The sequence below is a fragment of the Gordonia namibiensis NBRC 108229 genome, assembly GCF_000298235.1.
Lineage (GTDB): Bacteria > Actinomycetota > Actinomycetes > Mycobacteriales > Mycobacteriaceae > Gordonia > Gordonia namibiensis.
Map to the genome: position 1 here is coordinate 1 of NZ_BAHE01000003.1, position 25,676 is coordinate 25,676.

27 protein-coding genes are annotated in these 25,676 nt (G+C 66.8%); 5 read left to right on the top strand and 22 right to left on the bottom strand.

All coding sequences use genetic code 11. The features are described from left to right. Positions 1-15 precede the first annotated feature (15 nt). The 3 genes from GONAM_RS01985 to GONAM_RS01995 form a co-directional block, all read right to left on the bottom strand. Positions 16-912 carry an oxidoreductase gene (locus GONAM_RS01985; RefSeq protein WP_006865100.1) on the bottom strand — a complete coding sequence of 299 codons (897 nt, stop codon included), beginning with the start codon at positions 910-912 and terminating at the stop codon, positions 16-18. A gap of 129 nt (positions 913-1,041) precedes the next feature. After that, positions 1,042-2,757, bottom strand: coding sequence for an adenylate/guanylate cyclase domain-containing protein (locus GONAM_RS01990; RefSeq protein ID WP_006865101.1), 1,716 nt, complete (start codon positions 2,755-2,757; stop codon positions 1,042-1,044). Positions 2,758-3,014: 257 nt separating this feature from the next. Next, a complete protein-coding gene (locus GONAM_RS01995; RefSeq protein ID WP_006865102.1) occupies positions 3,015-3,566 on the bottom strand; it encodes a YceI family protein in 552 nt (183 codons plus the stop codon). A gap of 426 nt (positions 3,567-3,992) precedes the next feature. Here GONAM_RS01995 and GONAM_RS02000 point away from each other — a divergent pair, with 426 nt between their 5' ends. Next, positions 3,993-4,358: a hypothetical protein gene (locus GONAM_RS02000; RefSeq protein WP_245548554.1), complete on the top strand. Its 366-nt coding sequence runs from the start codon at positions 3,993-3,995 to the stop codon at positions 4,356-4,358. Positions 4,359-4,407: 49 nt separating this feature from the next. Here GONAM_RS02000 and GONAM_RS02005 read toward each other — a convergent pair whose 3' ends face one another. From GONAM_RS02005 to GONAM_RS02035, 7 genes are all read right to left on the bottom strand, one after another. Further along, positions 4,408-4,656: a hypothetical protein gene (locus GONAM_RS02005; RefSeq protein ID WP_006865104.1), complete on the bottom strand. Its 249-nt coding sequence runs from the start codon at positions 4,654-4,656 to the stop codon at positions 4,408-4,410. Between the two features lie 148 nt (positions 4,657-4,804). Continuing rightward, on the bottom strand, positions 4,805-5,407 hold the full coding sequence (locus tag GONAM_RS02010; protein WP_006865105.1) for an NUDIX hydrolase: 603 nt from the start codon (positions 5,405-5,407) through the stop codon (positions 4,805-4,807). Beyond that, positions 5,404-6,450 (bottom strand): hypothetical protein, encoded by a 1,047-nt coding sequence (locus GONAM_RS02015; RefSeq protein WP_006865106.1) that lies wholly within the window; start codon positions 6,448-6,450, stop codon positions 5,404-5,406. Before GONAM_RS02015 ends, GONAM_RS02010 begins: the two co-directional genes overlap by 4 nt. Before the next feature lie 147 nt (positions 6,451-6,597). After that, positions 6,598-7,416: an SDR family oxidoreductase gene (locus tag GONAM_RS02020; protein WP_006865107.1), complete on the bottom strand. Its 819-nt coding sequence runs from the start codon at positions 7,414-7,416 to the stop codon at positions 6,598-6,600. 13 nt (positions 7,417-7,429) lie between these two features. Next, positions 7,430-8,188 (bottom strand): SDR family NAD(P)-dependent oxidoreductase, encoded by a 759-nt coding sequence (locus GONAM_RS02025; protein WP_006865108.1) that lies wholly within the window; start codon positions 8,186-8,188, stop codon positions 7,430-7,432. Next, a complete protein-coding gene (locus GONAM_RS02030) occupies positions 8,175-8,984 on the bottom strand; it encodes an SDR family NAD(P)-dependent oxidoreductase (RefSeq protein ID WP_006865109.1) in 810 nt (269 codons plus the stop codon). Before GONAM_RS02030 ends, GONAM_RS02025 begins: the two co-directional genes overlap by 14 nt. Before the next feature lie 199 nt (positions 8,985-9,183). Beyond that, a complete protein-coding gene (locus tag GONAM_RS02035; protein ID WP_006865110.1) occupies positions 9,184-10,590 on the bottom strand; it encodes a purine-cytosine permease family protein in 1,407 nt (468 codons plus the stop codon). A 255-nt stretch (positions 10,591-10,845) separates the two neighbouring features. Here GONAM_RS02035 and GONAM_RS02040 point away from each other — a divergent pair, with 255 nt between their 5' ends. Then, positions 10,846-11,664, top strand: coding sequence for a GntR family transcriptional regulator (locus tag GONAM_RS02040; RefSeq protein WP_006865111.1), 819 nt, complete (start codon positions 10,846-10,848; stop codon positions 11,662-11,664). A 46-nt stretch (positions 11,665-11,710) separates the two neighbouring features. On the opposite strand, the gene GONAM_RS02045 is transcribed toward GONAM_RS02040, so the two are convergent. From GONAM_RS02045 to GONAM_RS02100, 12 genes are all read right to left on the bottom strand, one after another. Beyond that, a complete protein-coding gene (locus tag GONAM_RS02045) occupies positions 11,711-12,460 on the bottom strand; it encodes a maleate cis-trans isomerase family protein (protein WP_006865112.1) in 750 nt (249 codons plus the stop codon). Between the two features lie 72 nt (positions 12,461-12,532). Then, positions 12,533-13,336, bottom strand: coding sequence for a GntR family transcriptional regulator (locus GONAM_RS02050; RefSeq protein ID WP_157159122.1), 804 nt, complete (start codon positions 13,334-13,336; stop codon positions 12,533-12,535). After that, positions 13,333-13,608 carry a hypothetical protein gene (locus tag GONAM_RS02055; protein WP_006865114.1) on the bottom strand — a complete coding sequence of 92 codons (276 nt, stop codon included), beginning with the start codon at positions 13,606-13,608 and terminating at the stop codon, positions 13,333-13,335. Before GONAM_RS02055 ends, GONAM_RS02050 begins: the two co-directional genes overlap by 4 nt. Then, positions 13,605-14,498, bottom strand: coding sequence for a nitrilase-related carbon-nitrogen hydrolase (locus GONAM_RS02060; RefSeq protein ID WP_006865115.1), 894 nt, complete (start codon positions 14,496-14,498; stop codon positions 13,605-13,607). Before GONAM_RS02060 ends, GONAM_RS02055 begins: the two co-directional genes overlap by 4 nt. Beyond that, positions 14,495-15,640: a DODA-type extradiol aromatic ring-opening family dioxygenase gene (locus GONAM_RS02065; RefSeq protein ID WP_006865116.1), complete on the bottom strand. Its 1,146-nt coding sequence runs from the start codon at positions 15,638-15,640 to the stop codon at positions 14,495-14,497. Before GONAM_RS02065 ends, GONAM_RS02060 begins: the two co-directional genes overlap by 4 nt. Beyond that, entirely contained in the window at positions 15,637-16,650 is a 1,014-nt protein-coding gene (locus tag GONAM_RS02070) for a 2,5-dihydroxypyridine 5,6-dioxygenase NicX family protein (protein ID WP_006865117.1), read from the bottom strand. The genes GONAM_RS02065 and GONAM_RS02070 overlap by 4 nt, the downstream gene beginning before the upstream one ends. Before the next feature lie 65 nt (positions 16,651-16,715). Further along, complete coding sequence (locus GONAM_RS02075) at positions 16,716-17,486, bottom strand: SDR family oxidoreductase (protein WP_006865118.1); 771 nt, start codon at positions 17,484-17,486, stop codon at positions 16,716-16,718. Between the two features lie 58 nt (positions 17,487-17,544). Next, positions 17,545-17,739: a ferredoxin gene (locus GONAM_RS02080; protein ID WP_006865119.1), complete on the bottom strand. Its 195-nt coding sequence runs from the start codon at positions 17,737-17,739 to the stop codon at positions 17,545-17,547. Next, positions 17,739-19,001, bottom strand: a complete 1,263-nt coding sequence (locus GONAM_RS02085; protein ID WP_006865120.1) for an NADH-ubiquinone oxidoreductase-F iron-sulfur binding region domain-containing protein — start codon at positions 18,999-19,001, stop codon at positions 17,739-17,741. The genes GONAM_RS02080 and GONAM_RS02085 overlap by 1 nt, the downstream gene beginning before the upstream one ends. Then, positions 18,998-19,687: an isochorismatase family protein gene (locus GONAM_RS02090; RefSeq protein ID WP_006865121.1), complete on the bottom strand. Its 690-nt coding sequence runs from the start codon at positions 19,685-19,687 to the stop codon at positions 18,998-19,000. Before GONAM_RS02090 ends, GONAM_RS02085 begins: the two co-directional genes overlap by 4 nt. Then, the gene (locus GONAM_RS02095; RefSeq protein ID WP_006865122.1) at positions 19,684-21,075 is read right to left on the bottom strand and encodes an aromatic ring-hydroxylating oxygenase subunit alpha; all 1,392 of its coding nucleotides are present in this window, start codon (positions 21,073-21,075) and stop codon (positions 19,684-19,686) included. Before GONAM_RS02095 ends, GONAM_RS02090 begins: the two co-directional genes overlap by 4 nt. A 37-nt stretch (positions 21,076-21,112) precedes the next feature. Next, positions 21,113-21,658, bottom strand: a complete 546-nt coding sequence (locus GONAM_RS02100) for an aromatic-ring-hydroxylating dioxygenase subunit beta (RefSeq protein ID WP_006865123.1) — start codon at positions 21,656-21,658, stop codon at positions 21,113-21,115. A 322-nt stretch (positions 21,659-21,980) separates the two neighbouring features. Between GONAM_RS02100 and GONAM_RS02105 the strand changes: the two genes are divergently transcribed. From GONAM_RS02105 to GONAM_RS02115, 3 genes are read left to right on the top strand one after another with little or no spacing between them, the layout of a single operon-like run. Further along, a complete protein-coding gene (locus GONAM_RS02105; RefSeq protein WP_006865124.1) occupies positions 21,981-22,838 on the top strand; it encodes an FAD binding domain-containing protein in 858 nt (285 codons plus the stop codon). After that, positions 22,835-23,311 (top strand): (2Fe-2S)-binding protein, encoded by a 477-nt coding sequence (locus tag GONAM_RS02110; RefSeq protein ID WP_006865125.1) that lies wholly within the window; start codon positions 22,835-22,837, stop codon positions 23,309-23,311. Before GONAM_RS02105 ends, GONAM_RS02110 begins: the two co-directional genes overlap by 4 nt. Beyond that, complete coding sequence (locus GONAM_RS02115) at positions 23,308-25,665, top strand: xanthine dehydrogenase family protein molybdopterin-binding subunit (RefSeq protein ID WP_006865126.1); 2,358 nt, start codon at positions 23,308-23,310, stop codon at positions 25,663-25,665. Before GONAM_RS02110 ends, GONAM_RS02115 begins: the two co-directional genes overlap by 4 nt. The last annotated feature ends 11 nt before the right edge of the window (positions 25,666-25,676 follow it).

Consider the following 25,676-nt stretch of genomic DNA (forward strand, 5'->3'; position numbering starts at 1 on the left):
TCGCTCCTCACCTGCTCAACCAGCAGAACCCGCCGACACGTCGAACTTCTCCCCTGTCAGCTTCTCCGATTCCGCCCAGAGCGCCGCGCGGAAGTCGGCGTCGTCGGCCGCCTTCTTGTACTTGTTCCGTCCGGGAGCGCCGTGCAGTCCGAAGAGCTTGGTCGGTCCGTAGTAGGTGCCGGACGGCAGGCCCGACATCGTCGCGGCGTAGAGCTGGGGCAGTGCCCCGTCGGCGGCCGGCTGCGCGATCGGCAGTCTGTTCATCAGTTTCGCCGCAGCGTCCATGAAGTTCTCGCTCCGACCCTGCAATTCCGTTGCGGCGTAACCGGGGTGGGCGATGAACGACTGCTTCGACGACCCGGCCTCCGCCAACCGCTTGGCGAGCTCGAGCCCGAACATGAGGTTGGCCATCTTGGAGTCGCCGTAGGCCTGCCAGCGGCGGTAGCGGCGCTTCTCCCAGTTGAGGTCGTCGAGCTGGATGTTCCCGATCTGGTGCACGCCCGACGACACGGTCACGACGCGGTCGGTGATCTTCGGCAGCAGCAGCGCGGTAAGCGCGAAGTGCCCGAGATGATTGGTGCCGATCTGCATCTCAAAGCCGTCGGCGGTGCGTCGCAGCGGCACGGCCATGAGCCCGGCGTTGTTGATGAGGACGTCGGCGCCGGTGAAGCTCGATGCGAACGCCCGAACCGACGAGAGATCCGCGAGGTCCAGCTGGGCGACGGTCGCCTTGGGTCCCAGTTTCGACGCCACAGCGTCGGCCTTGGCGGTGTTGCGGCAAGCCAGGATGACGTTGGCGCCGGCGGCGACGAGAGCTTTGGCCGACTCGGCCCCGAGGCCGCTGTTCGCGCCGGTCACCACGAAGGTGCGCCCCGTCTGATCCGGAATATTCGCTGACGTCCAACCGCTCATCACAGCCCCCTGGGATGGTGTGTCGGTCCGGCGGCCTCGCCGCGACCCTGCGGCCCACGCTATTGACGCCCCGGAACGCCGTCAACGATTCCGTCTCGAGTTGCGGAGGTTTTCGATTGCAGCGGGTCGTCAGCCGCCGAAGAACGTCGTCAGCTTCAGGGGATTGGCGCCGACGATGCGTCGCGCCGGGCGCAGCAGTTCGGCGATCAGGTTGCCCGACGACCCGAGCCGTTCGACGAGGTCGGACGGGGCGTAGAACTCGGTCGGCTGGGACCGGCCGCGCATGATGCGGCTGCCGAGGAGTTCCCATTCGTCGGCTTCGGCGCCGGCGGAGTCGATCGCGGCGCCGCTGGCGAGGGCGGGGACGCGACCGGTCTTGGCCATGTCGGACAGTCGTGCGCATTCGTTCACCGGGTCGCCGATGACGGTGTACTCGTAGCGTCGTTCGGCACCGATGTTGCCGGCGAAGACCTCGCCGTAGGAGACGCCGATCCCCCACCGGATGTCGAGGCTCTTGGACAAGCGGTCGGCGAGGTCGCGGGCGGCGGCGAGCGCGTGCCCGGCGGGGTCATCGATCTCGACGGGCGCTCCGAAGACTGCCAGTGCGGCGTCGCCTTCGAACTTGTTCACGAAGCCGGAGTGCTGGTCGACGACGTCGAAGACGATGCTGAAGAAGGCGTTGAGGAGTTCGGCGACGTCGTCCGGGCTGCGGTGCTGGGAGAGCCGCGTCGAGCCGACGATGTCGACGAAGAGAACGCCCACTTCGGTGTTGGTGCCGTGCATGCCGACGCCGTCGGAGATCGCAAGGTCGGCGACGGTGTCACCGACGTGCCGGGCGAAGATCTCGCGCATCCGGTCGCGTTCGGCGAGTCCTTGCACCATCACGTTGAATCCGTGTTGCAGGACACCGAGTTCCGACGAGTCGTAGACGGGCACGCGGGCGTCGTAGTCGCCGTGATCGACGCGGTGGACGGCGCGACGCATCTCGGTCAGCGGATCGGTGATGGCCTGTCCGACCAGGTAGATGACGCGGATCCCGGCAGCGAGTCCGACGACGGTGAGGATGACGGTGGTCCAGTCGACGGCGCCGGCCACGTCGGGGAGCATGCCGGTGAAGCGTCCGGCGTTCACGGTGAGCAGGCCGATCATCGGTACAGCCGAACTCACCGCCCACACGGCGAACAGACGGATACGGACGCCGTTCATGACGTGGTTGGCCGGGAAGTCCTCGAGGACGACGATGGCAAGCGGCCGGGCGGCACGTTCGACGAACAGATAGGTCAGACACGCGCTCGACAAGCCGGCGAGCGTGAACGCCACCGCAACACCGGCGACGGTCGCGACGGTGAGGTCGTCGGCGACGAGCACGTAGAACAGAGCGGCGCTGAACCAGCCGCCCACGGTCGCGAGCAGCTGGTGTCCCGGGATGCGTTGTACTGCACGACGACGCGCGTGGTCGGCGGGCTCGCAGCTGACGAACCATTTCAGCTGTGGCCGGAGGACGAGCAGGCCGAGTATCAGGTTGACGAGGATGCCGGTGATGATCGCGCCGACAACTGCCGGGAAGTTGGGGGCGCCGAGGGTCTCGGCGAACGTGAGCTGCCCGCCGTTGAACGCGAGTTGCACGAGTAGGAAGGTCTCGACACCGATCAGCGCGTTACTGGCGACGACACCAGTCATCGCCGTGACGGTCGCGTGGCGGGCGATTCGGGCCCTCATGTCCGGGCCGACCCGAGCCCACGCCTTGGGACTCGGCACCGTGGGCAGACCCCACAGCATCCCGGCAGTGCGGCGTCTCAACCGCGACCACGGCACGCCACGGCGGGTGCGGCGCCTGCGTCCCATGGGCCTCTCCTGCCTGCTGGCGATACTCGCAGCGTACCGAAGTCGGTGACGTCCATGTCACATCCAAGGTCCCGATGTGGGTGGTTCCACTGACTCACGGCCTGCTCCCTACCGGCCCAGCCCGTACCCGCCGGTCGGCACAGCCGAAACCTCGACCGGAAACAGAACAGACCGGCACCGACGCGGGGTCGCGCGGTGCCGGTCCGTGGGCCGTCCGGGCTCTGGGGTGTCGAGCCCGGTCGGGGGTTTGTGGGCGATCAGGCCTGCAGAGCCTCGATCTCGAGCGTGATGGTGATCTTGTCGCCGACGACGACACCGCCACCCTCGAGCGGCATCTCGATGTCGATGCCGAAGTCCTTGCGGTTGATGACGGTCTTGGCGTCGAAGCCGGCGACCGTGCCGTGACCCATGCCGGGGTTGGTGCCGTTGAACTCGAGGTCCAGGCTGACCGGCTTGGTGACGCCCTTGAGTGTGAAGTCACCCTCGAGGGTGTAGTCGTCCCCGTTTTGGCGGACGCCGGTCGAGACGAAGGTCGCGGTCGGGTACTTCTCGGCGTCGAAGAAATCAGCAGACTTGATGTGGCCGTCACGCTGGGCGTTGTTGGTGCTGATCGAGGTCACGTCGATCTCGGCCTGCACCGACGGTGCACCGTTCTCGTCGACGGTGATGGTGCCGGAGAAGTTCTCGAAGGTGCCGCGGACCTTGCTGACCATCAGGTGCTTGACGGAGAAGCCGACAGTCGAGTGGGTGGTGTCGATCTTCCAGGTACCTGCGGGAATGGGTGCCTTGACGGTGGTTGCTGCGGTCATGGTTGCGTCCTTCCAGACGGGGGCGAGTACATCTCGATTCGCATGGGTCGTCGCGACCCATTGACACTGTAAACGGACCGCGGTCCAGTTACATTCCCCTGCCGCCCCTTGACCGACGTGATCTCCGTCACCCGCCGCAGGGCGAACCGGCCTCGCTGTCAGATCCGGGCCGCGCAAGTGCTCCCGACCTCCATAAGTCGACAAATAAATCGGAAGTCGACCGATCGGTTTTCCATATCTCGCCACACTTAAAAGACCCCAAAAGAAAGACAAAACAGGAGGTCATGAGCTATGCGAAAGTATTCCGGAGTCCTGATCGCCGCCGCGGCTGGGATGTTGACGATTTCCGTCACGGCGGTCGCGCCACCTGCATCGGCGGGACCCAATGACGTCCTCGCGATGCCGCCGTTGGTTCAGGGTCAGGAAGTGACTGTCACGATCGTGAACAACACCGACAATCCGAAGCTGTGCGCGGTCGAGACCCTTCCGATTCCGGAAGTACCCGTGCGTGGCGATTCGTCGTTCAACGAGAACCCGTCCGATTCCTTCGAAGCCCCGCAGGGCAACACGGCGAAGACCATGACGCTCGCGCAGGGCAGATACAACGTTTTCTGGGCCTGTTCGGGTTACGCCAGCAACTCCGACGAGTTCAACGGTTTGGGCTGGACGGTGTGGGGCACCAATCCCCCGGTCCCGATCCAGAACGCCGGAGAGGCCATCAAGCAGCAATTCCCCAGCGATCCACTGCCGGTCAACGTGACAGCACGGGACTGCTACCTCTCCATCTGTTAGCGAGCGAGCCGAACAGGCACGACCCGAACGCCGGGCCGACGACGGCGAACTACCGCGAGCCGATCACCAGCGCCGCGACCATGAACGCGATCACGACCAGCGAGATTGCGCACCCCAGGATGACCTGCTTGCGCGTCGACATGGGTGCGTAGGGATCTTTGTACTCGTAGCGGTACACGACCTTGGCCGGCTCGATCGCAGGCGGCTGCGGCGTCGTACTCGTTGCCGGAGCCCATTCGCTTGAGCGGACCTCGAAGGACGGATCGGCCGCCGTATTCGAAGAATTGGCATTGTTCACGACCGTAATCATGCCTAACCAGCGAGTAACCTGCCATACAAATCAGTGTCGTCTGATTGGTGGAAATTCGTGCCGCAGAACATATCTGAGCACACCGCGAATTAGATGGGACGTTCGTACATGTCAGACGTTTGTCCAGATTCGAGATTCATTTCCAGGCGAAAACAGGCTGTTCGAAACCGTCGACGCGGGTCTGCCGATCCCGCAGAACAACCTCCGCGAACTGGTAGATGACCGCTGCGGTCGGGGCGTGCACCAGCGATTCGACGATGGGCAGCTGAATCACCGGACGATCCGATTGCGGGATGTTCAGAAACCGCGGTTCTACCGCCAATTCCTGGAATGTCACGAAAAACAACTGCGCCACCTCGGCGGGATTCGGCGTCGGCTCCTGATACTCCTCGGCCCAGCAGACGATCGGGGTGATCACGAAACCGGACCGGGTCGGATAGTCGTCGAGTGTTCCGAGCACAGAACCGGGCGACAACTGCACACCGAGCTCCTCGTCGAGCTCCCGCAGCCCCGCGGTGACGTGGTCCTCCCCCGGGTCGAGTCGGCCGCCGGGAAGGGCGAACTGGGCCGCGTGTCGGCGCATCGTCGGCGGTCGTTTGCACAGCCAGATGCCCTGTCGGCCGTCCTTCTCCGCCACTGCCAGCACGACCGCCGCGGCCGCCGCTCCGGGTACGTCGACGGTCCGGTGCTCGAATCGTTCGACGCGTTCGGCCGCCACTGCCCGCTCGAGGTGAGTCACACCCTCAGTTCATCACGCCTGTCGTTCGACGCCGTGACGGCCTGCGCCAGGTGGTAGCCGAGCACGCTGAGTGTGAACAGGCCGATGGCCACGTTCAGCAGTGCACCGAAGCCCTCCATCGCGAAGTCCACCAGGGCATTGCTGAGCATGAACACCAGCGCCGCGATGCGCAGTGTCCGGAGCGGCCAGATACCCGCCGGCCCCCGCCTGCGCGCGACCATCGCGGGCAGCGCCAGAACGAAGACCACGATGCCGCTGATGAAGAGAATCCAGGTGGCCGGCCCGTTGTCCGCGAGCTCGATGTAGAAGTCGACATCGTCCGAACGGTGTTCGGGGAAGACGAAACTCAACGCACCGACGACCACCGCTAGACCCGACGCCACCACGAGGCCCCAGCCGACGACCGACACCCACCGTGGGCTGCGGAAGAAGTCCGGGATCAGCCCGACGGCGCGATCCCGCAGGATCATCAGCCGATCCGGCGTGCCTCTGCTCGACTCCAGCAGGTCGCGCACGGTGGCGATGGTGGCGGCGTCGAATCCGTTCTTCTCGGCGACGACGAGCAACTCCTCGGCGAGCTGTCGACGACGCTCCGGGAGCCCATGCGCGACGCCTTCGGCGGCGATCGATGCCGCGTTGGCGAGCGCCTCGGCACCGGTCGGCGGTTTGAGGTCCCGCACGACGCGGCTCACGAGGAGGACGAGCACCACGAGGATGTACATGATCTCGGGTGCGGGCCCGTAGAAGTAGTCGTTGTCGCGGGTGACGAACTTGCCGACCTCGTCGAGGAACAGCCCGAACCCTATGCCGCCCAGAATGACCGCGGTGACACGTGCGTTGGCGCCCAGGAACAGCCATCCGATGACGAGCGCCACCATCATCAGCGCCCCGCCCCACAGCGCATGGGCGATGTGCAGGGTGCCGTTGCCGACCTGGGGGTAGCCCGTGAGTTCGAGATACAGCCGGGTGACGAGGATGGTGGCGATCGCGATGACGAGGAACCACTCGACGGCTGCGGTGCCGTGGGCACTGCGGACGATCACCGAGCTGGTGCGACTTCTCATGGAGTGAGTATTGCGGGTCGACGACCCTGGACCGCGGCAAACACCGCGCGCGGCACGAAACAGACGAGACCGCACCGCGACAAGCCGATCTCCTCGGGCTCCTCGCGGTGCGGTCGTCGTCGTTTCTCAGGCCTCGAGCAGATCCGGGTCGAGGTTCCGTCCGCCGGCCGGGCTGCCGATGCCGCGGATGCCGAAACCGCTGTCTGCCCACAGGCACTCACCGGTCACGACGCGAGCAGCGTCGGACGCCAGGTAGACGAAGCCCTCGGCGTAGTCGCCGGGCTCGGGGATGAAGCCGAGCGGGATGACCTCCTCGGCGCCGGGCAGCACCGCGTCGAGCGGTTCCTGGCCCAGGGCCGCCAGGCCTTCCATCTTCGTCCGTGCCACGCCGATGGCGACGCCGTTGACGCGCACCTTCGGCGCGAACTCGAACGCCAGTCCACGCACGATTCCCAGGTTGGCGTGCTTGGTGGACACGTAGAGCGTGCCGTCGTCGACGGCGCGGTAGCTGGCGATGGAGCACGAGAAGATCATGTTGCCGCCGGTGCGCAGCAGCGCAGGCAGTGCCGCACGGGCACCGAGCAGGTAGCCCTTCACGTTGATCGCGTAGATCTCGTCGATCGCGGCCTCGAGCTTGTCGAGCGGGACCTCGGCGAGCGAGAGATTGCCCGCTCCGACACCCGCGTTGCCCACGAAGACGTCCAGCTTGCCGAAGGCCTTCACGGCCTCGTCGACGGCGCGCTGGTTGTCGGCGAGGTTCTCCACCGATCCCAGCGTGGTGATCACGTTGTCGCCGAATGTGTCCGCCAGCTCGCCCAGGCGTTCGCCGTCGCGGTCGAGCACGGCGACCTTCGCGCCGGCCTCGACGTAGCCCTCGACGACCGCGCGCCCGATCCCGCCGGCACCGCCGGTGACGAGTGCGACCTTTCCGTCCAGTGTTGCCATGTGATTGTTCCTCTCAGGCACTGACCGCGCCTCCGTTGATGTCGATGACCGCGCCGGTGATGAAACCGCCTTGTTCCGATGCCAGGAAGGGCACCGCCGCAGCGATTTCCGCGGGACGACCGAGCCGGCCGACCGCGATTCCCGACGCGATCGACTCCTCGGTGACCCCGGACGCTTCGAAGTACTCTCCGAGATGTTCGGTCTTGATCGTTCCGGGATTGATCACGTTGGCGGTGACCCCGTGGGACGCGACCTCCGCGGACAGCTGCTTGGTGAAGCCGACCAGACCGGACTTGGCTGCCACATAACCGATCGCGTTACCCAGCTGCGGTGCCGCGACGACCACCGAACCGATGTTGATGATCCGACCCCACTTGCGGTCGATCATCTGCGGCAGCACGGCCTGGCAGAGCAGGAACGGAACGGTCAGATTGAGATGGAGTTGTTGATTCCACTCGTCTTCCGTCGACGTCAGGGTGTCGACGACGTCGGTGAATCCGCCCGCGTTGTTGACCAGGATGTCGATCTGCGGCGCCGCGCCCACGAGCGCGGCCCGGCCTGTCTCGGTGGTGAGGTCCGCGGCGCATCCGTACACGCGTCCTGGCGCGACCTGTTCCAGACGTTGCTGCAGGTCGTCGAACTGGGCCGGTTCCCGGCCGCCGACGACGACCGAGGCGCCGTGTTCGAGCAGGGCGGTCGCGATGGCGAAACCGATGCCGCGGCGGGCACCGGTCACCAGGGCGACGCGGCCCTCGAGATCAGTTGTCGCCATCGCGGCGCACACGTCCGCCCGGCTTGCCGATTCCGCGGATCGACAGGCCGCTGTCGACCGAGACCATGGTGCCGGTCATCGCGGCGGTGCCGACGCGCGAGGCCAACAGGGTGAACACCTCGTTGTAGGCGTCCACACCCGAAACCTCCTGCAGCGGAAGCGCTTCGCGGGTTCCGTCGAGGACCGAGTCGGCCGCGGCCTGTCCCAGCGATCCGGTGCCCTTGAGGCGCGTCGGTGCCACACCCGGTGCGACGCCGTTGACGCGGACGTCGGGTGCGAGCTCGTAGGCGAGCTGCTTGACCAGGCCCAGAACCGCATGCTTCGACGCGGTGTAGAGCGCGCCGCCGCCGCCGGCGTTCGAGCTCGCGTACGAGCCGGTCAGGATGACGTTGCCCTGCGACTTGATGAGCTCGTCGAGGCAGGCGCGAACTCCCAGCATCGGCGCGAGGACGTTGACCCCGAAGAGCTCTCCGAAGGCGGCACCCAGACGATCTCCGGGGATGTCCTCGAGCGGGCGGGCGGCGTCGGTGATCCCGGCGTTGCCGACGAAGACGTCGATCTTGCCCCATGCCTCCGTGGCGGCGTTGGCCGCCGCGAGGTTGCCCTCCCAGGTGCTCACGTCGGCGACGAGCGGAATGACCTTGTCACCGAACTCATCTCGCAGACTCTCCACGGCGGAGGAGATGTCGACGGCGACGACTCGTGCACCCTCGTTGATGTAACGCGACACGACCGACCGGCCGATACCCGCGCCCGCGCCGGTGAACACGATGACCTGATCACTCAGAGAACTCATTTTCTTGCCTTTCTCTCATTGCTTCGATCCACCGCCGGTATGGGGTCGGCGCTCCGAAGACGGAACGCCTCGCCACGTGCATGGCGAGGCGTTCCCCTTCGTCCGTCAGGCGGACCGTTGTGTCGCGGAAACCTCTACCGGGCAATGTATTTCGTTGATTCTAACAGTCCCGGACGGAGGCACTTCCGATGCCCCGGGCTCAGTTCCCGAGACCGGATCCGGCAGTCGCACTGTCGTTCTCGTCTCGCTTCGACGCCACCAGGTAGCCCACCGCGTAGAGAACGATGGACGAGAACAGGACGACCAGCTGTGCCGACTGGTTCCAGATCGCCGGCACCGTGGAGCTCTCCAGCAGGATGACACCCACGATCGACGGCACAATCCAGGCGATCAGACCCCAGCCCAGGCGCGGCAACCGCGCGTCGTCGACCTTCGGCCCGAACGCGCGGTCACGAGCATTCAGTGCGAAGTGGGTGAGGACGACACCGACCCAGCCCACGACGAACACGCCCTGCCAGTTCAGTGCGGTCTGGACGTAGCTGAACACGTCGGTGAGCATGAGCAGGAAGACCACGACCGCAACGGCGACGACCCACGCCGCGTGGGGCAGACGGATCTTCGTGTAGGTGCTCAGGATTCGCTCGAAGTTCGTCGTCGACTGGTAGTAGTTCAGGGTGTTCACGCGGGTCTGCGAGATGACGATGAACAGCAGGCCGAACAGTCCTGCGCTCATGAGAACCGCCTGGACGACGCCGATCTCCGACGCCGGTTCGGTCGGGAGCGCCACCTGGACCAGGAAGATGCCGGCCACGCCGTTGATGATGAACAGCACGGCGTAGAAGACCCAGCCGAAGGTGACGTTCTCGTGGAACCGCTCGTCTTCCTTCTTCGCGAACCGTGCGAAGTCGACGGTGGTCGGCATCGTGATGAGGATGCCCAGGTAGAGAACCACACCCAGCAGCCAACCGGGCAGAGCACGTCCCTCGTCGGGCACGACGCCCTCGAAGCTCGTCCACGACCCGGAGTCGAATTTCACTGCTGCAGCGATGATCACGACGATCAGACCGATGAAGTAGAACGGCAGGAGGTATCCGTTCAGCTTCGCCATCCAGTCCTGGACGCGCCCCAGCATGAGCGGCAACATGCCGAGCACCACCACGGCGTACCAGATCCGGATGTCGCCGGCCTCGAAGTACACCTGGAACGCCACCGCGAGCGTGCTGCTCTCGAAGATCGCGTAGTAGAGCACGGTCGCCGCCACCAGCAGTGCGGTGAGGGTCGCACCCCAGCGTCCGAAGATCGCCTTCGTGAGCATGGTGGTGTTGAGCCCGTAGCGGATTCCGAGGCGCGTCATGACGATGCTGACGGCACCGTAGAGGACGGTCGACACCACGACGGCGATGATGGCGTTCACCGTTCCGTACAGGCTGGCCGCGAGCGCTCCGTAGAAGAGCCAGACCATCGCCGACAACAGGGACCAGTACGACATGGTCACCTGCCAACGACCCAGCCGCATGGAGTTCGGGACCGCGGCGGTACTGAAGTTGGCGTCCGAACCGTCGTGTTCCGAGTGTTCGGTGGGGGGACTTGCCGGCAAAGCTGGCATCGATTACCTCCGGTTTTGCACACAGTTTTGAATACAGTGCGATCAGTGTGGACGAAGGACCCGCCTGAGGTAAGTCATTCGTGTAACAGTTGCGTTACACCTCGCGCCTTGAGTGCGACTTCGCCTGGCGCGCAACGTCGCCGAGGTCCCCGCTGCGCCGGATCGGGTTAGGAAAGCCTTGTCATCCGGCACGTTTTTGATACTTTGGGGACAATGTTGAATACAGTCGGCGGCGCCGGCAGAAAGGCGGGGCGAGTGGCCAGCAGTCCGAAGACGCGGTCCGGAACAACGGTTGATGAACTCTGCACCGCACTTCGGGATCGCATCGTCGCCGGTAAGTACTTCCCCGGCCAGCGCATGTCGCAGGAACAGCTCGCGGCCGAGTTCAAGGTCAGCCGCACCCCGCTCCGGGAGGCGTTTCAGCGTCTGGAGGCCGACGGGCTCCTGGTCTCGACCGCCAACCGCGGCGTCCACGTCGCCCCGATCGTCAACTCCGAGACCGAACAGAGTTACGCCCTGCGCATCCTGGTCGAGCCGCCGACCGTCGCCGCGGTGCTCGACTCCCTGACCGACGCCGACCTCGACCAGATGCAGACGGCGTTGCGCGACATGCGCGATCACCGCGACCACAGCAAGAAGTTCCAAGAGGCGCATCTGGCGTTTCACGACGTCATCCGCGTCCGCTACCCGAAGTCGTTCGCGGACCTGACGCAGAACCTGTACACGATGATCTACCGGCATCAGAGCGTGTACCTCTCGCATCACCGGGCGCCGGAGGACTTCATCGAACTCGATCAGGACCTGCTCGACGCGATCACCGAGCGCCGCACCGGTTCGGCTCGCCGTGTCCTGGAGTTCCATCTCATCGACGCGGCGCTGGGACTGGTCCTCGACGCCGATCCCGACCACGAGTTCGATTCCCTGCTCGTCGCGCTCAAGGGCCGCGACATCGTCCTCGAGCACGACGACGCGGGCCGTGTTCCCCGGCCCGCACGTATCTACTGGCTCGATCACGACGAGGTCCTCCCGGAACGGACCACGTCGAACCTGATCCTCACCTACGCACCCAAATGACAAATCGCGGTCCCCGGTTCGCACCGGGGACCGCGGCTTTTGTCTGTCAGGGAGCGAGCAACGCACCGGCACGCGGCACGACCGGGTCGAGACCCAGCCGGTTGAGAATCCGCCACGTGGTGGCCGCGGACGCGGTGAGAACGGGGATGTCGAACTGCTGCTGCACGGTGTCGAGCACCGGCAGCGACGGCATCTGCACGCATGCGCTGAGCACCAACGCATCTGCGTCGCTGGTGTCGACCTTCTTGACATGCTCGATGAGGTTCTCGGGGTTCAGTCGCCCGACCTCGAGGTTGTCGGCGACCTCCAGGCTCAGCGAGTCGACCACGGTGAAGCCCTCGTGGGCGATGTAGTCGCACACCGTCTCGGTCAGCGGCTTCATGTACGGGGTCACGACCGCGATCTTCTTGACCCCGAGGTGCGTCAGTGCCTCGGTCAGCGCGCCGGCCGACGAGAGCACCGGGATGTCCTCACCGCTCTCCTCCTTGGCCACCTGGGCGAGCTTCGGTTCGGCGCACGTGTGGTAGCGCAGGCCCTGCGACATGATCGCGACCAGGCAGGCGTAGGCCATCACGTCGACGCGGGCGTCGGCCAACTCCGCTGCGCACCGCAGCGAGTCGTTGTCCATCGCGGTCAGCTCTTCCGGGGTCACCTTCTTCATGCGCATGCGCGAGGAATGGAAGGTGAAGCGCTCGGGCCGGATCTCTTCGCGGGCGCGAAGCATCGCCGGGATCTCGGTCTCCATCGTGGTGTTGGAGCTCGGAACGATCATCCCGATGCGGTAGTTGTTCGTCATAATGCCTGCCTAACAAAATAATTCATTACGGACCGACCCCGGCGGGCCGGCATGAACTGGATTGCCCGGACCTCAGACGACGCGCAGGTGCGTCGTCTCGAGTTCCCGGACCACATCCGTCGTGGGATGACGCCACGAGATCTGGGCTTGCCGCCCCGCCCGCAGATCGTCGAGACCGCCGAGTCCGAACGCCTGCCCGCGGATCGCGATCGGCAGCGAGCAGAAGCGATGGCCCGGATCGCCGGTGGCGATCACGCCCAACGCGGTGTCGAGCAGATGGAACGTGAGGACGTCCCGGGCCGAGCCGGCGTCACCGGCCTCGACGGCCTCGAGGAACTTCCTGTCGGTCACCATCACATCGGAGACGGCGACCGGGCGGGAGAAGTACAGGCGCTGATGCCGATCGATCTGGGTCAGCTGCGATTCGATCATCGTCTCGATCCCGGGCGGACACCGCTTCAGGAGCGCGCGGTGAAAGTCCCAGTGCGCCAACTGGAACGTCCGCGAACTCAGGTCGCTCCTCCCCATCGCCGCCAGCGCCTGTCGCATCTCGTCGAGATCGGCAGGGGTGACCCGCCCGAGGATCGCCGACACCACCGCGGGCTCGACCAGAAGCCGCAGCGCGTAGGACGCCTCGAGATCCGCGAGGTCGATCGGCGCCACCACCACTCCGCGATTCGCCTGGCTGACCACGAGGCCTTCGGCCTCGAGCCGCTGCAGCGCCTCGCGGAGTGGCGTCCGGGAGAGTTCGAGCTCGCGGGCCAGTTGCACCTGCGAGAACGCATGTCCCGGTTCATACGAGCCGGAGACGATGCGCTCCCGGAGTTCCTGGTACGCGGTCTCGACGGCGCTACCCCGAGCGCCCACCGATGTCACGCATCCTCGGACCCCAGACGGGTGGCGATCAGGTGGGTGAAGAACTCCGGCGTCTGCTCGGCCAGCACCTCCAGCGCCATCGCGTCGAGGAGGACCGTCGCTTCGGTCTTGGGGACGTACAACTGGAGCCGGGCCCCGTTGCGTGTCCACACCTTTCGGAACTGGACACCGGCGAACTCGTTGCCGATGCCGTCCCATTCCTCCGCGCGCTCGACGCCGGTCGGCAGCTCTGCGGCGACCGGGTCCTGGCCTGCGATGCCTTCGTCACTCATGCGTTCACTCCTACCGTCCGGCTCGTCACCGAGATGACCTTCGGTTCCGAACCATAGATCTCCGGACCGCGGACACCCCGGAGCACCGAGAGCTTTGCGCGTGCCGCTTCCACGGCGTCGAGGTCCAGCGTGACCACCTCGACCGCCGCCGGGCTCTCGCCCAGATCGGCCATGACCTCGCCCCACGGGGAGACGGCGAGCGCATGACCGTAGGTCGGGAACGCGTCGGTGTACTCCGGCGACGGCGAACGCACCGTGGCCGGTGCGACGACGTACGCCAGGTTCTCGATCGCCCGCGCCCGCAACAGGGTGTGCCAGTGGGCTTCCCCGGTCGACTGGACGAAAGCGGCAGGCACCAGCAGGACCTCGGCGCCGGCGAGCGCGAGCGCCCGGAACAACTCCGGGAAGCGCACGTCGTAGCAGATGGTCAATCCGACACGCACGCCGTCGATGTCGAGCACGGCCAGCTCCGACCCCGGCTTCTCCACCGACGACGCCTCGAAGGACTGGCCCCCGATGTTCGCGTCGAACAGGTGCAGCTTGTCGTATCGACCGGCGACGGTCCCGTCGGAGTCGATCACGATGGCGGAGTTGACGACCCCGTCGGCGGTCTGGTTCTTCATGCCGCCGACGATCACCGACACCCCGCGCCGCGCGGCCACCTCGGCCAGCGCCGCGATGGCCGGGCCGTCCTCGGTGAACGCCGAGGCACGCATCTGGACGTTCGAGCCGAGCATCAGGCCGTTCTCCGGCAGCACGACCAACGCCGCGCCCCCGTCCGCCGCCTGCTCGACCAGCGAGACGGCGACGGCGAGGTTGGCGTCGATGTCGGTGGTGGCGTGCCACTGCGTCAGGCCGACCTTGAGCGACCGTCCCGTCGTCTCCGTCATGACGAGACGCCTGCGGCGCTGTTCGCGGCCGCAGCCTTCGCAGCCGCCGCGTCGAGGTCCATGTTCACCACGGTCCAGCCGCCGCCGGAGGCCTCCATCGGCTCGTAGCTGTACACGTCGCCGAACACACCCGGACCGGTGATGCCGAGCATGATCATCCAGTTCATGATCTCGTACTGGCCGTGTGCGAGAAGCGGATACGGCTCGAGCGAGCACATGTCCAGACCGCGTCCGGTCGCCAGCAGCTTCAGCAGGTAGGTGTCGAACTCGACGTCGACGCCGCCGAAGTGGCCGGGGTCGAGCCAGTGCGACAGGCCGCCGGTGGCCAGGACCGCGACCTTGAGACCGGAGTTCTCGATCGCGTCGCGCATCGCCACACCGAACTCGCGCGCGTTGAACGGCGAGAACGAGCGGGCCGGCTGGGTGATGATCGGGATGACCGGCAGGTCCGGCCGCGGCAGCAGCAGTCGCAGCGGGACGATGAGACCGTGGTCGAGCTCGACCTTCTGCGCCTCTTCGACTTCCAGCCCGTGAGCGCGGACGACGCGGGCCAGCTCGGTGGCGAACTCGCGGTGACCGGTCAGCTGCAGGTCGAGATCGGGGCGCTTGAAGAACTCCATCGAGCCGACGTGCTCGTCGCCGACACCCAGGACGAAATGCCCGGTGTTGAAGCTCTGGAAGTGGCAGTCGGCCGACACCAGGATGACGTCGGGATCGGCGGCCGCGATGTCACGGGCGAGCTTCTCGTAGCCGGCGAGCAGACGCTCGACGGCCTCCGGCGGGTCGATCTCGGGACGGGCCAGCAGGTCCGGCACATGCGAACAGCCACCGGCGAACACGAGGTTGCGCGGCAGGTCCGGCGTCGGGACCGGGATGCTGTCGTCGACGATGAAACCGCCGGTGCTCGCGGCGTCGCCGAGGTCATCGTTGAACCAGCGGCTGACCAGGATGGTGACACCGTCGTTGAGACCGATGGCACGCAACCGGTCGCGGTTGCCGGACAGGATGGTCTCGGCCCATTCGGCATCGATGCCCAGCAGTTCCGGCGCCCGCTCGGGGCTGGCCTTCACCGACGCGAGAAGGTCGGCGTCCTTGGCCATCTCGAGGATGGCGCGCTCGATCGAGCTCTTGTCGACACTCATTCGCTGACCAGCTTTCCGTCCCGGACCACGGCGACGCCGTCGATCTCGACCGTGCAGTTGCGCATCGGCACGTCGAGGTGTGCCGGGGTCTCGCGGTTGGCGAACCGGTTGGAACCGGTCGACCACATGAAGTTGCCTGCGGTGGAACGCAGTTCCTGACCGTACAGCGAACGCGGGTCGTAGACGTCGAACGCCGACCAGCGGGCACGCTCGAGCAGGCCCCAGCCCATGTGGCTCAGTGCCCACACCTCGCTGTCGTTCCACGCCTCGAAGTAGTCGCGCAGCACGTGTGCGTCGGCACCGTCGCCCTTGATCTCCTGGATGAAGCCCTTCTCGACCTCGATGGTCACGGTGTCGCGGACGTAGCGCTGCCACGGGATCAGGGCGTCGCCCGGCTGCAGGACGATGCGGCCCTCGGCGGTGCGGTCGTTCGGGAAGCAGGCGACGAAGCCGGACGGCCAGTGATCCCAGCGACCCGGCTCGTCGACGTAGCCCCACTGGTGGGTGATCGGCAGGTTCTCGCCGGAGATGTCGGCGGTCAGGTCGGTGCCGGCCGCGCTGGTCACGTGCAGGGTGCTGCCGGCACGGAGCTTGTTGCCGCCGTTCTCCACGGCCTCACGCAGTTCGATGTTGCCGGCGAGACGCTCGAGGACGTCGTTGGGCTCGGCGACGAACAGCATCCGCTTGCCGTTGCCGGTGATGCGGGTACGCACGTCGGAGTGGATGAGGCCGCCGACGGTGACGTCGATGACGATGTCGCACTCGCCGGCCGCGGCCAGCAGCGGTGCGACCTCACGGCCGTCCGCCTCGTAGGGCGGCAGGTTCGGGTTCGACAGGCTCGATGCGTGCAGGACGAGGGCACTGGCGCCGAGCTGACGGGCGGCGGCGACCGCGGCGGAGACGTACTCCTCCTTCTGGCCGAGCTCGGCGATGATGCCGACGGTCTCGGATGCGGTCACCTTGCAGAGCTTGAACTGCTCGACGAAGTTCTCGGTCAGGGTCTTCGGCATTTCTGGATTCCTCTGTTCGACGTTCGGTCAGATGTTCTGTGTTGTTGACGAATTCGCGGGGTTCGTCAGTGAGCGGCGCGGACCGCTCCCCCATCGACGGCGACGGCGTTGCCGGTCATGAAGGACGCCCGCGGCGACACGACGAAGGCGATGGTGTCGGCGATCTCGGCGGCCTCGGCCCAGCGGCCGAGCGGGATGTCCTTGACGATCTTCTCGATCTCCTGATCGACGGTGGTGCCGTTGCCGGCCGACTTCGACTCGACGATGTTCTTCATCCGGTCGGTGCCGGTGGCGCCGGGCATCACCTGGTTGACCCGCACACCGAAGGGGGCCAGTTCGGTGGCGAGCGACTTCATGAACGCCGACGCCGCCGAGCGGTACGAAGCCGAGAGCACGCCGCCGGGCGCCGGCTGGCGGACCCAGGTCGACGAGATCAGCACGATCGCACCCGACTTCTGCTCCCGCATCTGCCGTCCGGCGTCCAACGCGAGTTGGACCACCGGACGCAGCAGCGTGTCGTGGGCGGCCTCCCAGTCCGCCCAGGTGGAGTCCAGGACCGGCGTGATCTTGGGGCCGGGGGTGTTCAGCACGACGACGTCGAGACTCCCGTATTGCTCCACGATCTCCTCGACGAGGCCGGCGGTCGCCCCGCTCTCGGACAGGTCCGCCTGCCACGGCACGATCTGCCCGTCGTCGAACTTCTCCGGCTCGCCCCCGCTACGCGAGAGAGCGATCACCGTCATTCCCTCGGTGGCCAGACGTTCGGCGGTCGCCCGGCCGATACCCCGCGAGGCCGCCGTGACGAGTGCAACCCCGTTGTCCAAACCCAAATACACCGATGACTCCTTTGTTGATGTTCGCGCGCTGTCGGCGACGGCTTCCGCCGGCGCCCGGTCAGGAGATCTCGCGGATCGCCTGCTCGGCGCAGAGCGAGATCGCCCGTCGCGCATTGCCTTCGTCGCCGGCGGGGACGGTTCCGTCACCCTCTACCGACGCATAACCCCATTCGTCCGACCGGAAGACCGACGGGCACATGTCGAAACACGTTCCGTAGCCGTCACATTTGGTTGCATCGACCGCAACTCGCATCACCGGTCTCCCTTCTCGGCGCCTTCACGGCGGGTCAGTTCCAGCCCCGCACTGCGGGCCAGTGCAGAGGCTCCGTCGATGAAGCTGCAGGCACCTCGACCGCTGAGCGTCGAGCCCCACCTCATCAACTTCTCGGTGGCGTCCGGCTGGGCGACACCGCGGCTGATCTGGCGCAGGGTCCGGGCGATGGCACCGGTTCCGCTGACGCAGACGCCGCACTGCTTGGCCGACTCCATCTGGTACCAGGCGGCCAGTTCGGTGGCCGTCTCCAGCACGTCGTCCTCGGGTCCGAGCACGGTCACCGCCGCGCAGCCCAGACCGCCGCCGGCCGCCGCGAACGCGTCGTAACAGCACGGCAATGCGACCGCCGAGGCGTCCAGGACACCGCCGAACCAGCCACCGACCAGCAGACCCTTCACGTTCTCGACCGAGCCGCCCGCGGCGGTGATCAGGTCGGCCACGGTGCGGCCCAGCTCCATCTCGTAGACACCGGGCCGTTCGAGGTCGCCGGTGACGGTGAACAGCGCCGTGCCCTTGGCGGTCTGCGTTCCGACCGAGGCGAATTCGGCACCGCCGTGGATGCGGATCCAGGCCGTGTGCGCCAGCGACTCGACGTTGTTGATCAGCGTCGGCAGACCACGGACACCCGCTTCGAAGGGCCGCGGCGGCTTGCTGGTCGGCAGCGCCGGACCACCGTTGATGGCCTGGCAGATCGCCGATTCCTCACCGGCGACGTAGCTCATGCTGGTCCGGAACACCCGCAGGGTGAGCCCCTCCGGCACCAGGCCGGCCTGGTCGAGGTCGGCGATCGCGGCCTCGACCGACGACGCCGCATCCTCGTGCGACACACACACAATCGCCTCCGACGCACCGACGGTGGCCGCCGCGATGAGCAGGCCGTCGAGGACCAGGTGCGGACGGCGGGTCAGCAGCCAGCGGTCCTTCGACGACGCCGGTTCGCCCTCGTGCCCGTTGGCGACGACGACGCAGTCGCCGGGGGCCGCGGCCACGGTGCTCCACTTGCGGAAGACCGGGAACCCCGCTCCGCCGCGTCCGCGCAGACCGGAGATCTCCAGTTCATGCAGTATGACGTCGCGCTCGACCGGTCCGGCGAAGGCGCCGAGGCGGCGTTCGTCGTCCAGTCCCCAGCCGTCCTGCTCCACGCCCGGCACGACCAGACGCGCCCGCGTCCCGTCGACGACCACGGCAGGCGGAATGATGTCGGCGGCGCGATACAAGACGGGCCGTAAAGTTGTTGTCATCCCACGCTCCTGACCATTCGAATTGCTTCCTGCACGTCAATGACGTCGCCGTACTTGGCGTCGATGTCCAGCAGCGAGGCGTCGTGCGGCGCCGCTTCCCGGTCGCCGACGCATTCCCGCACCACGAAGGTGGGGAAATCGGCGGCGCAGGCATCGACTGCTGTTGCCCGGACACATCCGGATGTCGTTGCACCCGTGACGATCACGCTGTCGGCACCCAGTTCTCGCAGCAGCTCGGCGAGTCCGGTGTAGGCGAACGCCGATGCGGTCTGCTTGACCACCAGGTGCTCTCCTTCGCGCATACCGAGCCGCGAGTCGATCTCCACCGGCCGCGTCCCCTCGCGCAGTTCCTTCATCGCCGGCATCTTCTGCAGCCAGGTGCCGCCGATGCCGTCGTTGTCGACGGGGAACGCGATGGTGGTGAAGATGATCGGCACACCGGCCGCGCGTGCGGCCGCGAGCAGATCGTTCGTCGCATCGACCACCGCGTCGAGGTCGCAGCCGGGGCCGTACTGCGGTTCGGTGAACCCGAACTGCAGGTCGACGACCACCACGGCGGGCGCGGCGCCCGGTGTCAGCCGGCCGAGGAGACCACCGCGCCGGTAGCGTTCCCGCAGCTGCGATTCCGCGTCGGCTGCAGTGGTGTCGGTACCGGCGGAGTCAACCGCGGCGAGGTCGGCGCTCAAAACTCGAACTCCGGCCACTCCCCCGGCTCGGCCCGCATCATGTCCGCGTAGAAGCTGTACATGTTGCGCTGCACGCCTTCCTCGTACCGGGTCCAGAAGACCTTCCCGGGGCCGGGCCAGTCGTCGGGGTCCACCTCGGTGGCGATGCCGACACCGGGCATGCCCATCTGGTAGTTCAGGTCGAAGTCGAGCAGTTCGGCGGCCACCGAGCTGCCGTTCTTGGCCACGGTCAGCCACGGCTCGGTGTCGTCCATCTCGAAGGCTCCGCCGAGCGAGAACGTGCCCAGGCCGGCGCGGTAGGTGCGGTCCTTCTGCTCCGGGGTCATGTTCTTGTAGCCGATGAAGTAGTTCCAGATCTCGATCTGACCCGGGCCTTTGGGCTGCCAGGTACGGATCGTGAGCACACCGGTCGGCGCGTGGTTGGCGCCGTCCTCGGTCATCGGCAGGGCGAGGATCGAGAAGTTCGGGAAGACGTTGCCCACGAAAACGCGTGAGCGACGGGCGACCTCGAGCTGCTCGGGGCTGATGTCGGAGCCCTTGAAGGTGGCCGCGAGGTCCTCCGGGAAACCGAAGAAGTTGGGGCCCGGCTCGTCGGCGTACTCGGCCATCGAGAACGACAGCGAGTGACCCGGCGAGGCCTGGATGTGGTAGCCCATCATGTTCTCGCTGAAGGGAACCGGGAACGCACCGATGCTCCACACCGACTTGTGCAGCGTGCCGAGGTGGTAGTCGTCGCCGGAGAAGTTGTCCGCACCGGACTTCCAGTTGGCGTCGACGACGAACCGCTGCGGCGCACCGAGCACCTCGACGCCGTCCTTGTCGAGACCGAACACCAGGTCGAGGTACCAGGCCATGCCGCCGAGGTATTCCCGCAGCGGGGGCGCCGAGGCGTCGAGGGTGGCGAAGATCAGGCCGTGGAAGGACTCGACCTGCGCGGCCTTGGCCAGCCCGTTCTCCGACTTCTTCATGTTGCCGAAGGCGTTCTTCCACAAGGGAGCTCCGACGAGCTCGCCGTCGGCGGAGTAGGTCCAGCCGTGGTACGGGCAGCGGAAGTGCGAGGAGTTACCGGAGTCCGAGCGGCAGATCTGGACGCCGCGGTGCCGGCAGGCGTCGAACAGGACGTTGACCTTGCCCTGCTCGTCGCGGGACACGATGAACGAGTCCTCGCCGATCTTGCGCAGCACGTAGTCGCCGTTGGCGGCGATCTCCGACTCGTGGGCCATGTACACCCAACTGCGACCGAAGATCTTGCGCAGTTCGGCCTGGTAGACCTCGGGGTTTCCGAAGATGGCGGACGGGATGCGGCCTTCGGGGAGACCGGCCTCGATCTCGTCCATCAGACTCTGCACCCGCGGCGACAACGCGGACTGGGCTGGTGTGGGCTTCATCAGAATGCTCCTGGGCTGGAAGAGCTGGGAAGTAGAACTAGAAGAACAAGGAGAGGTTGTGCGTACCGATGACGGTCAGATCCAGGTAGACGACCCGCTTGAGCAGGCGCCACCGGCCGTCCTCACGACGCAGGATGTCGTCACGCTCGCCGGACAGCATCTGCGGCGTGGTCTGTTCCTGACGCGTGCGGTAGATCAGCACGTTGCTCTTGACGCGGAGCAGATGGTCGCCGTCTTCGTGCTCCCGGGTGCGGATGTTGGAGACGAAGTGACGCACGCGCGAGGGCGGGTCCTCAGCCCACGCGTACTTCGTCTCGCCACGGGCCACCCGTGAGTTGAGCGAGCCGAGCGTCTCGTTCAGGTGGAACGTCGACGCGGTGAAACCCTTGCCACGAGCTCGTTCGACCGTCTCGCGGACGGGAACCTGATAGACGATGTCCGGGCTGACCATGGTGCTGAGCCACTCGCGCTCGTTGTAGTCGTCCAGCAGTTCGCACTCGAACATCAAGAAATCGACTGCCTCGATGTGGCGCGGGTCCGCAATGGACAGCGGCGGCTTCGATGGTGCCGGCGAGTCTTCCACCCGGAGACCTCCTCGTAACTGAATACAATTTTGGATGCATGCAGAGTCTGCATACAGTTCGCGGTCCCCGCAAGGGGGCGCCGAGTTCTGTTACACGCCCGTCACAAATTTGTCTGTCGCGGACGGAATACCTCCGGAACGAATATCGGCCCAAGACTTGCGCCGCCGGGGGTTTGCCAGCATCCTAACTGTATCCAAAGCTACATACACTTTAGTTAGGTCACCCAAAGTTCGGTCGTCACAACGCTTCTCGACCGATCCGCCCCATGCAGTGCTCCCCCAGTCAGCCCAAACGAACCGCTACACACGCGAGGGACCCACTATGAAACCGCCTCCGTTCGACTACGTCGCCCCTTCCTCGATCGAAGAAGTCCTCGATCTGCTGTCCGATGCTCAGGACGGTGCATCGCTCCTGGCGGGCGGCCAGAGCCTGATGCCACTGCTCAACATGAGATTCGCCCGGCCCGAGCTCATCATCGACATCAACCGCGTGGACGGGCTCGACGGCATCGTCGTGTCCGCCGACAAGGTGACCGTTGGTGCCACCGTCCGTCTGGCCACCATCGAGCACGATGCCGAGGTCGCCGCGGCCCTGCCGATCCTCGCGACGGCAGCGTCCTACGTCGCCCACCCGCAGATCCGGGCCCGCACCACCATCGGCGGCACGCTCAGCCACGCCGATCCGTCCGCGGAGATGCCCACCGTCGCCGTCGCCCTCGGCGCGACGATCAACCTCCGCTCGAAGACCGGCACCCGCTCGGTGTCGGCCGAGGAGTTCTTCGAGTCGACCTTCACCACCTCGAAGGAAGCCGATGAACTGCTGGTCTCGGTGGACTTCCCGCGCGAGGCCGGCATGACCTTCGTCTACGACGAGATCTCCCGCCGCCAGGGCGATTTCCCGTTCGCCGGCCTGTGCCTGGGCCTGTCGGTGCGCAACGGCGTCGTGGCGAGCGCCCGTGCCGCCGCCGCCGGTGTCGCCGACATCCCGCAGCGCCTCCCCGCGCTCGAGGCCGCGCTCGTCGGCCGGTCCATCGCCGAGGCCACCGAAGACGCCGCGGCCGCGGCCGCCGGTGAGGCCAACCCGCCCACCGACATCCACGGCACCGCCGCCTACCGGCGAGGACTCCTCCGGTCCCTCGTCCGTCGTATTTTGTCCACGCTTGACGAGGAGCAGAAATGACCGAACCGACCAAGTCGATCACGTTCACGCTGAACGGATCCGAGTGCACCAGAACGGTTCCGGTCCGCACTCTGCTGAGTGACTTCCTCCGCCACGACGAGGACCTGACCGGCACCCATGTCGGCTGCGAGCAGGGTGTCTGCGGCGCCTGCACCATCCTGGTCGACGGCACCCCGGTCCGGTCGTGCCTGATGCTGGCCGTGCAGGCCGACGGCGCGACGGTCGAGACCGTCGAGTCGCTGGCCGAGGCGGGCGAGCTGTCCTGCTTCCAGAAGGCGATGAAGGACGAGCACGGTCTGCAGTGTGGCTTCTGCACCCCCGGCATCCTGATGAGCGTGACCGCGGCCCAGCGTTGCGGGCGCACGGTCGAAGACACCGAGACCGAGGTTCTCGGTGGACACGTCTGCCGCTGCACCGGTTACACCGGCATCCGCTCGGCGATCCGCAAGACCTGGACGGAGGCCTCCGAATGACCCCCACGGAAACCAACCAGAACTCACTGATCGGCGCGTCGGTCGCCCGCGTCCAGGACGACCGCATGCTCGCCGGTCAGGGCTGGTACGTCGACGACATCAAGGCCACCGACGCCCTGCACGCCGCGGTGCTGCGCAGCCCGATCGCCGCCGGTCGCGTCACCGGCTTCGACGCCACCGAGGCGATGGCCGAACCGTCGGTCCGCCTGGTGCTCGGCCCCGACGAGCTCGAGGCCGGCCTCGACACCCTGCCCGCGCCGTGGCTCATCCCCGGCCAGCAGGAGGTCGACTTCGTCCTGTTCGACCGGCAGATCCGCTACGTCGGCCAGCCGCTGGCCATCGTCGTCGCCGAGAGCCGCGCCGCCGCCGAGGACGCCCTGGAACTCATCGAGCTCGACTTCGAGGAGACCCAGGCCATCGTCTCCATCGAGGAGGCCCGCGCCGAGGGTGCCCCGCTGGTGCATCCCGAACTGGGCTCCAACCAGGTCGGCCAGATCCACTTCGGTGATCCCGTCGACGCCCTGGAAGAGGCCTTCGCCAAGGCGCACACGGTCATCGACCGGGTGTTCACCATCCCCCGCATCAGCCACAACTCGATGGAAGCGCGCGGCATCCTCGCCGAGTGGATTCCGGCGACCGGGCAGATGACCATCCATTCGAGCACCCAGGTGCCGCACATGGTCCGCCAGGACGTCGCCAAGGCGCTGCGCCTGCGCGCCGACCAGGTGCGCGTCGTCGCCCCCGACGTGGGTGGCGCGTTCGGCCTCAAGACGCTGCTCTTCCCCGACGAGGCCTTCGTGTGCCTGGCCGCCAAGACCCTCGGCGCCAAGATCAAGTGGATCGAGGACCGCTCCGAGGCCCTGGTGTCCAGCTACCAGGGTCGCGGCCAGCTCGACCGCGCTCGTCTTGCCCTCGACGCCGACGGCAAGTTCCTGGCCCTGCACGTCGACCTGCACGGCGACGTCGGCGCGCACTCGTGCACCGGCACCGGCGGCACCGGACCCTTCCAGGTGTCGGGTCTGATGGTCGAGGGCCCCTACAAGTACGCCGACGCCGCCGGCGCGACGGTGACCGCGTGGTACACCAACGCCGTCCCGACCGGCGCCTACCGCGGCTACGGCATGCAGGAGGCCACCTACGTGCGTGAGCGCCTGGTGGACGAGGCCGCCCGCGTGATGGGCATCGATCCGGTGGAACTGCGTCGCCGGAACATGCTCACCGAGGAGGAGCTGCCGTTCGTCACGCGTCTGCAGATGCCGTATGACTCCGGTGACTACCCGGAGTCCCTGCAGCGTGCGGTGGAGATGGCCGCGGGCAAGAACGTCACCTCGACCGACCGGGTGCGTCGCGGCATCGGCTACGCCTCGTTCACCGAGATCACCGGCTTCGCCCCCACCGCCCTCACCGAGGTCTTCGGAATCCACTGGAGCACCTGGGATTCCAGCAAGGTCCGGGTCAACGAGGACGGTTCGGTCACGGTGTTCTCGGGTCTGACCGCGATCGGTCAGGGCGTCGAGACGGCGTTCGCGCAGATCGCCGCCGACGTGCTCGAGGTCCCGCTCGACCGCGTCTCGGTCCAGCTCGGTGACACCGCGGTCTCGCCGTTCGCCAACATGGCCTCGCAGGCCAGCCGCGCGCTGACCATCGGTGGTCCGGCATTGTTCGACGCCGCCACCCGGCTGCGCGACCGCATCCAGACGCTCGCCGCGAACACGCTCAAGACCGAGCGCGACAACGTCACCTTCGACGGGGACAAGTTCTCCACCCTCGACGGCTCGGCGTCGGCGACGTGGCAGGAGGTCGCCCACCGCGGCTGGATGGGCTGGGGCCGCGGGGACAGCGACAAGATCGCCCTCGAGGAGCTCGGCGAGTACGACCCGCCGAGCATCACCTACGGCTACGCCACCCACGCCGCGCAGGTCGCCGTCGACCTCGACACCGGCAAGGTCGACGTCGAGAACTACTGGCTCGTCCACGACGCCGGTGTGCTGGTCAACCCGATGATCGTCGAAGGCCAGATCGTCGGCGGCGTCGCCATGGGCTTCGGCACGGCACTGCTGGAAGAGGTCGTGTACTCCGATGCGGGACAGCCGCTGACGACCACCTACCTCGACTACCTGCTGCCGGCGTCGGAAGACATCCCCGAGATCGAGATGGAGCACACCGTCCATCCGAGCGCGATCACCCCGGGCGGCTACAAGGGTGTCGGCGAGAGCGGCACCATCCCGCCACCCGCGGCCATCGCCAACGCCGTGGCGAACGCCGTCCCGGAGATCGCCGGGAACCTGGTCGCGCTGCCCATGTCCCCGACCCGGGTGTGGACGCTGCTCGACAAGGCCGGCCTGACCCGCTGATTTGCACCAAC